We start from the raw sequence: 9,952 nt of genomic DNA, 5'->3' as shown, positions 1-9,952 counted from the left end.
AACTTAATATATTCTGAAGAATAAAATATATAGGAAGTGTATATTATTCAAGTTGGGATGAATTTCGAGTTAATATTAATTTTTAGAATCTATCTAATAAGTAATATAATGCAAGTTATAGGAAAATTGAGTGCAATCTTATTTGTTTGTTTACAGTTAGTTGCAGGGTTATGATGGTGAAAGACAAGAAAAAAGCCACTCTGCGAGGGTGGCGGGTTTGTTTGTAAACTCTACTTGAGCTACACTAGATGGCAGGTAAGTAGAGGGATTAGTCGAGTTGAAAAAGCCCCTCCACCCGCGCTGCCATCGGAAGATGCTTCGGGAGAAGGTCATGCAGAGCGACTGCGAAAAGCGTATTAAAAGGTAACTCGGTGATTCATCGCCCCATGTTTGCATGGGGCGTTTTTCATTTACACTAGATAGTTTTGATGGGCTCAAGACCGTACTGCTTGCACCAGTCGTTGTAGCGGTTGACGTGGCCTCCTTCTCCAGCGTCTTTGATTGCATTTAGAATATCTTCAATGGTGATGACAGTGTTGCGTCCATCTCTGCGTTCATGAGCAAAATCGGGCTGCTTTTGATAGTCGCCGAGGTGGCTTTCAGCTTCGATTGTGTAAGAGCCAAGGCCGAAAAACTTAAGTAGCATGTTGATGAACTCGATCAGCATTTCGACTGTCTGCTCGTTCACTTTTGCAATGTATTCGCTTTTAGTCATTTTCGGCTTATTAAGCCACTCCTGACTGTATTGCTCTCTGTGCCATCTTTTGTTTATTCTTACTCTAAACACATATGCGTGAAGCTTTGAGTCGAAAGATTTTGAACCGCTAGAGTTGTAGAGTTGAAGATATGTTCTGAGCAGTGAGTGGCCGATTACTGCCTTTAGCTTAGACAAGTCTTTCTCTCTGAACTTGAGCACCACATTAATGTGCTGAGCGTCTTTTCCGAGAATGTTTGCTGGCTCAATAGGTGGCTTCTCATCTTGAATCACGCCAAACTCTCTCGCACCTTCCCTCAAGTTTAGCTTCTTTATAGCTGAGCTTTCAGACTCGTCCCAGATGAATGCTTCAGTTGATTTTAGATTTTTAAGCGCGAATACGTCGCTGCTACCCAATTTAGAGCTTTTAAAATACGGCTTGGCACGAGCTTTGCCAAATTTGGCACTCTTGTTGCCATTTGAGGCACGACTGTTGCCACCTGTGGCAATTGAGCTGCTTTTTTCGTACTTATTTAATCTGTAAGACATGCCAGATGGTTCGGTATCGTCGAACCTTGTGTAAGTCAGCTTAACTTGAACACCGACTGCGTTGAGCTGATCCATAAACTCTAGAAGAGTAGGTTTGACATCAAGTTCGCTGTTTTGAAGTAGAACAAAGTCGATTTTGCGTTTGATTTGAGCTTTGTCGCCGCCAGAGTAATTTTTAGTTCTTTTGCCTTTGGGCGCGGGTGTTTCACGAAAAGAAGTTGTTGCTGTTTGACGCATCATTTGTCCAGGGTTTGCTACTTCTCCAAGGTTGTATTCTTTTTCAAAACCTCTCATAAGCTCAGTCGCTTTTTTGTAATTTTGCCACTGATTAATTATTTTATTTGTTCTGATATCAACATGACTGTTGACGATGTGTACGTGTTGTTTGTCGGTGTCGTTATGAATAAAAGCTAGATATTTAGTGTTCTGCATACCCATGCCTTTCATATAGTCTCTGACTAATTTCAGCCATTGCATGCGGTCTAGATGCTCACCTTCTTTAAGAGAAATCATCCTGTGTTGAGCAGGCTTGTGAACACCGCGCTGACTTTTTTCTTCACCAATTTCTTCACCAATTTGTGACCAATCCATTTCGTGTACTTTTAGGAATGGAGTTGTAAGGGTGGGTAGTGGTGATGTGATGTTGCGAGCGACTAAGAACTCTGTTTTTTCACTGAGAGCGTCGTCGTCGTTATGGCCCTTTGATTTGCCAGCCACGTAGTCGGCCCTGTGGTCTTCTGCTGGGTCAAACTTGGATTTGCCTGCTCCGTAGTGGGCGAGGATAGTTGTGCGTTGTTCAACGCTTTGCTTCTTGCTTTTGTCGACTTTTACTTTGATTATTTTATGAATCATAAGTTTACCTATTATTATTGTTAGAGAGGGTTAAACTCGGTTGTTCTGCCGTCAGGTAGGGTGGGGCGCTGTGCGCCCCTTTTTTAGTTAATGGAGGATTGAGGCTTGGTCTTCTTCTCTTAAATACTTAAAGTCAGCCATCTTTTGTAGTTGTTCAGCACTTAAGTATTTGTTTGCAATTGTTAATGCAAAGTCTGTGTTGTATTTACCCAGTTGACGTTGCTCTCTTTCGGCCATTTTTTGTTGTACTGCTGAAATTTGAGTTAATATTGCAAGTGCATCATCTTTAGAAATCTTGTCTTCGAGCATTGTGTAACTTAGTTGAGCTGTTATTAACTGAATGCCATGATTAATGTCTTCAATCATTTCTTCCTCTTCTTCCGAAATCACTATTTTTTCAACTCGAAGCTCAGGAGTAAGATTTATAGTTACATGCTTCATATACGTTGAGAGATGCTTGTAACCTAGTTTTTTTGAACGACGCTTAAGCTCGTCGGCTTCAGCCTTTGTCACGTTAATCTTGATTTGCGTGTTACTTTTGTCTTGATTCGCTTTTCTAGGGCGACCCACATGAATGCTTCCGATTTTTTCGTTTATTAGTCGAATGTGCGCAAGCTTAATCTCTTCAGATTCTTTTGTTTTTGTCTTTCCAGCCAAGATTGCGTCTCTGCGTTCAATTAGCTGAGTCTTTGTCATTTTGTCTAACTCTATATAGACAGAGTGTCGAAGTTCGATCATATTGTTTACCTTATTATTATTATTTTTTTTAGGTTGTACCTGCTTTTCTTTTTGAGCGAAGCGATGACGCAGACCCGAAGGGGTCGAGTACCACAACGTAGTGAGGACTGGCCTCGCAGAGCAAGCTTCTAGTTATTTCGAGGTACGAGAAATAATTAGTACTGGCTTGTTTTCATGTTTTTTAATAGTGCTACTGTCTTACCGTGTATAATATCGGTGACTTTGACAGTGTGCGTTTAAATTAGTATGCCTTTAAACATTTGCACTTAATATTTATCAGTGATTATATATGTTAGAACTAATATTTTTAATAATCAACTGACTTCACATTTATTATTTGTTATGCTTGTAACTTTTTCCAATACATTATTATAGGGTCGGGTTTAGTGAGTGGTAAATTGAATAATAATAAATATTGATTATATTCTGAAAAATAAATATATTGGATTCAATAACCTAATATTTTCAGAATTAACCAGGGGATGGTTATTATTGAGTCAGAATCGCAATATAAACTGGTATGATTTTTTCAGAAAAAAATGCGGCTGAGTATAAATGAATCAGAAAAACGAGGTGGATTGCTCTATGTTGTTAAAACTAGCAAACACTACTCAACTAGTGAGTTGCAGACGAGAACTAGATTACCTCAACATCTATAAGGGAAAATCACGTGATGATTTACGGGCTATTTAGCTATTAGTACTGCGATTCCGAGCGATGCTCGAAATAGACAATAGGGTGAGGCGTTACGTTGTTACTTAGTTATTACTATAATGAGAAATGCTGCGGAGAAGGGCATATGAATCTTGATTTAATGAGTGACGTTATCAAGCTCGAAAATTCACAAACGTTAGATGACATGCTGAAAGAGCATGAAGAGGTATTGTTAGCGATTTCTGAAGATTGGTGTTCAGTCTGTCGTGCTATGGAAGGCACCTTAATCAATGCAGCGTTTGAATTGAAGGGGAAAGCGGTTGTTCTCAAATCTAGTGTTGAGATTTCGAAGTCGATATCGGAGGAGTTGGGACTTAGGAGTATTCCAGCGTATGTTGTCTTTCATAATGGCGAAATAGCGGAAGTGATGTATGGAAGGAAGACGATTCAAGAGCTAACTCGATGCTGGATTTGGTACTGAGGTAGAAATTTAAGGAGCCTCTGAATAGGCTCCTTCATGTTACTCAGAGAAATAGATATATCGAGCCCCTATTTCAAGTAACGATTTTCCAAGTGAGCTTTGAAGAATGCTGGGTTCAGTATTTCACCAGTCGCTTGCTTAACCAGTTCATCGGTAGTTAGCAAGCTACCTTTACTCCAGATATTATCACTTAACCAAGTAAAGATAGGCGTAAGGTCACCAGCTCTAATCGCTCCGTCTACGTCTACAGTTTTCTTCATAGAAGCCATGAACTGAGCGGCGTACATCGCGCCAAGAGTGTATGAAGGGAAGTACCCAAAACTTCCATCACACCAATGTATGTCTTGCATGCATCCATCTTTGTAATTATGTTTTGATAGTCTTTTCTCTTTTTTATCAGTAGGTTGACTATTAGTGATAACTGTTCGTGTGGGGTCTGTCCAGTGAATATCCTGCATACAACCGTTAGTGAAATTACCTAGAGTGCTTAAGCCAAGGTATGACTGCATCTTGGTATTCCATAACTCTGGAACGTCGGTGTGTTTGATCTTGCCGTTGATCAAGTCACGCTCAATCTCGTAACGTAAAATCACGTGCGCTGGGTAGGTCAGCTCATCGGCATCAACACGGATGAAGTCTTTCTTCACGCGAGTGTAGATCTTCTGGAAGTTTTCTTTCTCAAACTCTGAGCCTGAGAATTGTTGACCAGCCAAGTTCGCTAAGTGTCCGATGAACGGGTCACTGCGGCCAACTTGCATCTCGAAGAATAAAGATTGAGATTCATGGATGCCCATCGAGCGCGCTTCACCCGCCGGTTGTCCTGCTAGGTGCTTTGGTAAGCCCTGTTCGTAACGTGCGTGCCCTGTTTCATGCACAATACCCATTAAGCTTTGAACAAATTCCGCTTCGTCGTATCGGGTTGTGATACGCACGTCTGAAGGAACGCCGCCACAGAATGGGTGGACACTTTCATCCAATCGGCCGTGTTCGAAATCGAACTGAAGCAGCTTCATGACTTCTAAACCCAGTGCTTTTTGTTTCTCGGTCGAATAGATGCCAGATGGCGCATTAAATTGCTCGCTCGACTGCTTTTCGATCACTTCATCAATCAGGTTTGGCAGCCAAGTTTTAACGTCTGCAAACAAGGTATCAAGCGAAGCAGAGCTAGTACCCGGTTCATAGATATCCAGCATGGCATCATAAGGCGTTAGATTGGCTGCGTCTGCGCGAATCTGCGCTTCTTCACGAGATAGCTCAACCACTTCACGCCAGTTCTTTTCGAATCCAACCCAGTCGTTGTTACCACGTTGGCTGCGCCATGCATGTTCACATTTTGAACCTGCTAGAGATTTCGCTTCAACCAGTTTTTCTGGAAGTAGGTTAGCTTGTTGCCATTGGCGTTTAATTTCACGCAGAGACGATTGTTGTTCGTTGTTCAGCGCTTCGTTTTCAGCGTCTGCAATCCAATCTCCAAGTTGTGGTTGCGTCATCAACCCGTGAATATGAACTGAAAGCTCGGCCATCGCTTCGCTACGTGCTTGGTTACCACCTGCAGGCATCATTGAAGCTTGGTCCCAACCACAAATCGAGGCTAGGTGTTGAAAGCGTGAACATTTTTGAGAGTGCTCGACTAGTTTTTTGAATGCGCTCATTTGACTACTCTTAATTTGGTTTCTGTAAATGATCCTTAGGACTGCGTCAGCGTTAAGGTTCATCCTCATGTACTTTGATTAGGGCTCTACTTTTAAAAGACGCTGACCTTCGGAGTCGAAGATATAGCGAGAAAAGCATGAGGCGGTACGATGCCTTGAATTTACTATTTCTTAACAAATTAAACTGTTCTATTGTGCACAAAATCAGTGAGTTGTATAGCTGGTGGCAATTGTTGCTTGCGAATTGTTCAGATACACGGTATTGATGATAGATCGCTGAACAAGAATGACAATGATATGGATATTTTGAACTTTGAGGCATTTCTAATTGCCATCACTATTTTAACGCTAACGCCGGGTTTAGATACGGCATTGGTAATTCGCAACACGAGCCGTTCTGGCTTGGCTGACGGTTGTATGACGAGCTTTGGTATTTGTAGCGGCTTATATGTACACGCGTTTTTCTCTGCTGTGGGTATTTCTGCAATCCTCGCTCAATCAGCTGAACTTTTTCAAGCCGTTAAGATGGTGGGTGCGGTTTACCTGATCTGGCTTGGCTTAAGCAGTTTACGAGCTTTGATGAAAAACGGTGGCGGTTTGAAGGTGGGTGAACAAGCTCAGCAAGCATACAGTGCTAAGCGTTCTTTGCGTGAAGGCTTTTTATCTAATGTGCTGAACCCAAAAACGGCAGTTTTCTATTTGGCCTTTTTACCTCAGTTCGTCAACCCTGAAGGTTCGCCTTTATTGCAATCTATGTTGATGGCTTCGGTACACTTTATGATTGCGATGGTGTGGCAATGCGGTTTGGCAGGGGCACTTAACTCGGCTAAAAACTTGCTTAAGAATGCGAGCTTTATGAAGTGGATGGAAGGCGTGACGGGCATGGTGCTGGTGGGGCTGGGTGTGAAGCTTTTAATGGAAGAACCTAGCTAAGTCATAGTGACTTAGTTTATTGGAATCTAAATCACTGGCACATAGCCATTAGTTTTATAATAAAACGCCCGCACATTATTGCGGGCGTTTTTGATCGCTCAATTCTTATTATGCTTTAACTGCTTCGCAATCCTTTGAGGAAGTTAACGGTTTGAAGAATAGCTTGGTTTCTTCGATAACAACATGGCGCAGTAAGATAAGCCCAATTAGGTTCGGAATTGCCATTAGGCCGTTCACGATATCCGCCATTATCCAGATCATGTCGAGCTTTAAGAATGCACCAGAAGCAACCAAGGCGATGAAGATAATCTTGTAAGGCAATACTGCTTTGGTACCCAGCAAGAAAACAACACAGCGCTCACCGTAGTAGTTCCAACCTAAAATTGTTGTAAACGCAAAGAAGATTAAGCCAACAGAAACCAACATAGGGCCAAGGGTGTCTGCATTCAAACCAACAGCGAACGCGTGAGTGGTCATCGCAGCGCCAGAAAGGTCCGTCTGCCAAGCGCCTGTTAAGATAAGTGCCAGACCTGTCATCGTACAGATGATGATGGTATCGAAGAAGGTGCCTGTCATAGAGACAAGTCCTTGCTTCACACATGAGTCTGTTTTAGCCGCTGCTGCAGCCATTGGTGCGCTACCTAGGCCAGATTCGTTCGAGAACACGCCACGAGCGATACCTGATTGGATAGCAAGCATGATGCTCGCACCAAAGAAACCACCAGTTGCTGCTGTGTTGGTAAACGCAGAAGTCACAACAAGGGTAATGGCATTCAGTAGTTGGTCTGCATTTGAAATCAGAACGCTTAAACACGCGACGACGTACATCACCGCCATCGTAGGAACGACTTTCCCTGCTACTTTAGCGATAGATTGAATACCACCAAGGGTTACAACCGCCACTAGTATCGTGAGGACAACCGCTGACATTTCACGTGAAGCGCCAAATGAGATTTGAGTTGCGTCTAAGATAGCGTTTACTTGTGGGAAGGTACCGATACCGAAGCAAGCAACACCGAGCGCGAAGACAGCGAACATGACAGCTAAGATTCGAGAGCCCACACCGTATTGCAGGTAGTACATTGGGCCGCCAACCATTTCGCCATTGCTATCGGTTCTACGGTATTTAACAGCAAGTAGACATTCTGCGTATTTGGTCGCCATACCAAATACAGCGGCAAGCCACATCCAGAATAGGGCGCCAGGGCCACCAATCTTGATTGCGGTCGCTACGCCTACAATATTGCCTGTACCAATCGTTGCGGAAAGCGCTGTACACAAAGCGGCGAAGCTTGATACGTCACCCGTACCGGATTTGTCTTTGCTGAACACCATTTTTAGCGCGGTTGGGAGGTGTCTAAACTGGAGTAAGCCTAAGCGAAAAGTAAAATAGATACCTGTACCCACTAGCAGAATAAGTAGTGGTGGTCCCCAAACGAATTGGTTGATGGTTTGTAGTGTAGCTTGTAGGTGGTTCATAGATTCCCCTTAATAAATATAAAATTTAAGGAGAAGAGGGAAGGCAGTGCAGATCACAGGGATCGGGAGCACTACTTAATACATACGGATTTCTAGATAGAATTCTTTTGTTAATTAAGGCTGTTGCTTTCCACTCCTCTGTCCTTTTGCCTGAGAGTTTCACTTAGCGAATCACTTATAGATAAGTAACGGGCACTAAGCTTGCTCCTTCGGCGACCGCTTGCTACAAAAAAAGTAGTACGGTTCTCTCCAGAGGTTCCTCCAACGACAGTCCTCACTTTTCTGGATTTCTCCAGCATAAAGCACCTGAAAGATTTACTTCTTCGGCGGGTTTATCTAACTAAATGTTAATATTTAGTTAAAAACCACTCTCCTGCAGTCTTCATCGGAACAATTACCTAAATAATTAGGTAATCTGTAGGCGTATCCTAGATCATATAAAATGTGATGTCAGCTACAAAATATCTGTTTGCTCAAATGTTGTTCAACTAAATGATCAAACAACGAGTCTCTGACGTAACTTGCTTATTTAAATGGTATAAAATAGAGAAACAAGGAGGAGTTATGACTCGATTAATAGCGATTGTTTTTTTATTGGCTTTGGCATTTGTGCTGTTTCGTTACCGGACAAACGAAAAACTGCAAAAATGGGTAGTGATAGTTATCGTTAGCAGCTTCCTTTTGTATACTGCCAGCCTGATGATTTCGGAGTTAACTCGTTAAGTCTGTCTGTAAGCAGATAGGATAAACGTGTTAGCAAAGCTCAAGTGCTTCTGGCTTGGGCAATAGGTTTAACTGAGCTTAAAGTATCAGTATCAGTATCAGTATCAGTATCAGTGACCGTGTAACGTTAAACAAATTTTTGGGAGTACCCGCTAGTGAACCAGCAATCTGGACAAGGCGAACAAGATGAAGTGGTTGTTATTGAGGAACGCGATAAACGTAGTCAGCTCTATATCGGCATTGCTGCGGTTATCGGTTTGGCGTTAGGCGGCTTAATCGGATCTACAGTCACGGCTTCGAAGTGGGAATCCACTTATCAGGTACTAGAAACTCGTTATCAAGAACTGCGTGATAGTAAAACTCAGTTGGTGACATCAGTTGAAGAGAAAGTGGCAAAAGTTGATACCGAAATTGATGCGAAAGTAGAAGCTGCTCTAGTGAAACAGGCAGAAGAGCATCAAAAAGAACTCCAAGATTTAGCGAAACAATCTGCAGTTTTAGAGAAAGCAAACTACTCGTTAGAGCAGCAGTTAAACGAACAGAAGCAAACGTTAGAACAAACTCAACAAAATAATCAAAAGTTGAGCCGTCAAGCTGATATGCAGTCGACCCTTTTTGAACGTTCGCGTGAGCTTTTCCGCAAAGAATTACAGATATCTCAAGAGCTTGAAAAACTCGAGAAAGAAAGAGATGACATCGAACAGAATCTTGGTTCTTTGAAGAAAGCGTGTGATGTTTTCTTAGATGGTACGTCATGGGATACAAAATCTGACGCCTGTGAGAAACAGGATAATGCCAATTCCCGCTTAAGTGACATCAGACAAATGATTGAAGTTCACACCATGGATATCAAGCAGATCAAGACTCTCACTGAAGAGATGGGTCTATAAGCTGAGCGCTTAATATAGCCATATCACGACTACTTGCAGTAAGAATTTGAACGCCCACATCGCACACGTGATGTGGGCGTTTTGCGTTCTCACCCCCTAAATGGCTAAGATGCGCTTTACATTGTTATTTCTGAAATTAGTGATTAGATACGTAAAATTGATCTTGATATGTGCTTTGTTGGGTAGTTGGTGACTTTGCACGCATATTTACACGCCAGAAAATTAGCATAATTGTTATGTTCTAGGATGAATATGTGGTTTGTTGCCACTCGGTGATTAGACTATCTCAAAGGACAAAGGACAAAGG

The 9,952-nt window shown here is 42.3% G+C and carries 7 protein-coding genes and 1 riboswitch; of the genes, 3 read left to right on the top strand and 4 right to left on the bottom strand.

Annotated elements, in window-relative coordinates; all coding sequences use genetic code 11:
* Positions 1 to 415: 415 nt before the first annotated feature.
* Both AB4180_RS07295 and AB4180_RS07290 read right to left on the bottom strand, forming a co-directional pair.
* Positions 416 to 2,095: a relaxase/mobilization nuclease domain-containing protein gene (locus tag AB4180_RS07295; protein WP_102250532.1), complete on the bottom strand. Its 1,680-nt coding sequence runs from the start codon at positions 2,093 to 2,095 to the stop codon at positions 416 to 418.
* Positions 2,096 to 2,182: 87 nt separating this feature from the next.
* Positions 2,183 to 2,833, bottom strand: coding sequence for a hypothetical protein (locus tag AB4180_RS07290; RefSeq protein WP_102250531.1), 651 nt, complete (start codon positions 2,831 to 2,833; stop codon positions 2,183 to 2,185).
* Between the two features lie 814 nt (positions 2,834 to 3,647).
* Between AB4180_RS07290 and AB4180_RS07285 the strand changes: the two genes are divergently transcribed.
* Complete coding sequence (locus AB4180_RS07285) at positions 3,648 to 3,968, top strand: thioredoxin family protein (protein ID WP_198592281.1); 321 nt, start codon at positions 3,648 to 3,650, stop codon at positions 3,966 to 3,968.
* Positions 3,969 to 4,036: 68 nt separating this feature from the next.
* Here the strand turns inward: AB4180_RS07285 and AB4180_RS07280 are convergent, their stop codons facing one another.
* The gene (locus AB4180_RS07280) at positions 4,037 to 5,620 is read right to left on the bottom strand and encodes a carboxypeptidase M32 (protein WP_102250529.1); all 1,584 of its coding nucleotides are present in this window, start codon (positions 5,618 to 5,620) and stop codon (positions 4,037 to 4,039) included.
* A gap of 297 nt (positions 5,621 to 5,917) precedes the next feature.
* Between AB4180_RS07280 and AB4180_RS07275 the strand changes: the two genes are divergently transcribed.
* Positions 5,918 to 6,553 carry a LysE family translocator gene (locus tag AB4180_RS07275; protein ID WP_017101085.1) on the top strand — a complete coding sequence of 212 codons (636 nt, stop codon included), beginning with the start codon at positions 5,918 to 5,920 and terminating at the stop codon, positions 6,551 to 6,553.
* Between the two features lie 108 nt (positions 6,554 to 6,661).
* Here AB4180_RS07275 and AB4180_RS07270 read toward each other — a convergent pair whose 3' ends face one another.
* Positions 6,662 to 8,032 carry a sodium:alanine symporter family protein gene (locus AB4180_RS07270; protein WP_017101086.1) on the bottom strand — a complete coding sequence of 457 codons (1,371 nt, stop codon included), beginning with the start codon at positions 8,030 to 8,032 and terminating at the stop codon, positions 6,662 to 6,664.
* Positions 8,033 to 8,160: 128 nt separating this feature from the next.
* Positions 8,161 to 8,295: riboswitch (glycine riboswitch) on the bottom strand.
* Positions 8,296 to 8,910: 615 nt separating this feature from the next.
* Between AB4180_RS07270 and AB4180_RS07265 the strand changes: the two genes are divergently transcribed.
* On the top strand, positions 8,911 to 9,645 hold the full coding sequence (locus tag AB4180_RS07265) for a chromosome segregation ATPase (protein WP_017103097.1): 735 nt from the start codon (positions 8,911 to 8,913) through the stop codon (positions 9,643 to 9,645).
* The last annotated feature ends 307 nt before the right edge of the window (positions 9,646 to 9,952 follow it).

The organism is Vibrio sp. 10N.286.49.C3, assembly GCF_041469545.1.
Lineage (GTDB): Bacteria > Pseudomonadota > Gammaproteobacteria > Enterobacterales > Vibrionaceae > Vibrio > Vibrio tasmaniensis_A.
Note: the sequence above shows the minus strand (reverse complement) of the source record. Positions and strands in the feature narration are given on the sequence as shown.

Coding starts and splice junctions, on each gene's coding strand:
- AB4180_RS07295 (WP_102250532.1), bottom strand. CDS start 2,095: ATGATTCATAAAATAATCAAAGTAAAAGTCGACAAAAGCAAGAAGCAA.
- AB4180_RS07290 (WP_102250531.1), bottom strand. CDS start 2,833: ATGATCGAACTTCGACACTCTGTCTATATAGAGTTAGACAAAATGACA.
- AB4180_RS07285 (WP_198592281.1), top strand. CDS start 3,648: ATGAGTGACGTTATCAAGCTCGAAAATTCACAAACGTTAGATGACATG.
- AB4180_RS07280 (WP_102250529.1), bottom strand. CDS start 5,620: ATGAGCGCATTCAAAAAACTAGTCGAGCACTCTCAAAAATGTTCACGC.
- AB4180_RS07275 (WP_017101085.1), top strand. CDS start 5,918: ATGGATATTTTGAACTTTGAGGCATTTCTAATTGCCATCACTATTTTA.
- AB4180_RS07270 (WP_017101086.1), bottom strand. CDS start 8,032: ATGAACCACCTACAAGCTACACTACAAACCATCAACCAATTCGTTTGG.